The sequence below is a fragment of the Gluconobacter sp. P1D12_c genome, assembly GCF_018812105.1.
GTDB classification, from domain to species: Bacteria; Pseudomonadota; Alphaproteobacteria; order Acetobacterales; family Acetobacteraceae; genus Gluconobacter; species Gluconobacter oxydans_A.
The window spans coordinates 1-613 of sequence record NZ_JACSIQ010000171.1 but is presented as its reverse complement, the minus strand read 5'-3'; the positions used below and the strand labels follow the sequence as shown (position 1 = coordinate 613).

Below are 613 nucleotides of genomic sequence, written 5' to 3'. Positions count from 1 at the left end.
CCCAACAATCTTATTCTCCATCTGCTCGAATTTTATTTCATCACCAACGATGACACGACCATCAAGAGAAGGCTCAACACAGAGAGCCATAGCAATATCGGGCCCGAACATATCCAATGATTTAGGGACACCTATCGTGGCTTCGCCTTCATCACGCTTCGTGAAAAGCTCAGCATCATTGATGACACGCTTCTTCATCATCTTCAGAGATCCATCAGACTGATCTCGAACGATGCGAAGCCTCTCATCATTAAGAGACCCCTTGAACTCCTTAAACGATCCGTACCTCTGTATCAGTCGCGTATTGAGTGTCTCATTATAGAACCACTCAAGATGGCCATCCTCCATCKTCTCAATATCGTTCKGCTTAGTCACATATTTTGTGACCTCATCAACAGACTCAAGAGTTCCCGCATCCTTAACAATGCACGACATCCTCACACGAACATCAGCAAGAAAATCCTGCCAGCCGTTCCCCTTCAAATACGGCAGATCAAAGAGGATATTCATATGCATGTTAAGGGTTTCATGATCCTCATTATGAGTGAACTCAGTCCCCCTGAAATACAGATTTGAACCATATTTTTGATTGAGCCAACGGAAGCAATCAGAG

General features: G+C 44.4%; 1 protein-coding gene. It reads right to left on the bottom strand.

Annotated features, from left to right (window positions below):
• Positions 1-613 (bottom strand): hypothetical protein (locus KP705_RS16165; protein ID WP_215764980.1); only part of this gene is annotated, 613 nt, incomplete at both ends.